Origin of the sequence: Pseudomonas sp. P7759 (genome assembly GCF_013386445.1) — a bacterium.
GTDB classification, from domain to species: Bacteria; Pseudomonadota; Gammaproteobacteria; order Pseudomonadales; family Pseudomonadaceae; genus Aquipseudomonas; species Aquipseudomonas azotoformans_A.
This window is the reverse complement of sequence record NZ_JACART010000050.1, coordinates 56,900-57,298: the sequence shown is the minus strand read 5'-3', so window position 1 is coordinate 57,298 and position 399 is coordinate 56,900.

Sequence of the window (399 nt, the reverse complement as noted above, 5' to 3'; positions counted from 1 at the left end):
CGGCACCTCGCCTAGGCTCGGTGTGCCCTCACTCCGGCTTGAATCCGTGGGCCGCCGCAATGGGCCATCCATGGCCCAGTGCGGCTAACCCGGCGTCCTGCCGGGTTACCCACGGATTCAAGCCTGCGTTCGGCCAGCGTGGTTTTACGGGGCGCCGAAGATCAAAAGCCAAAGCAAAAGCAGAGCGCGGCGGCCTTAGAGCCGACCGGTATTGTGTGGTCGAACCCGGTCAAATGTGGGAGCTGGCTTGCCTGCGAATGTATCGCAGGCAAGCCAGCTCCCACAGAAAAGCAATTTGCGGCGCACAAAAAAACGCTTTTGATCCAACCACTCAGGCCGGCTGTCAGGCCGCCGTGCTTTTGATTTTGATCTTAGGCGCCCCGTCAAACACGCTGGCCG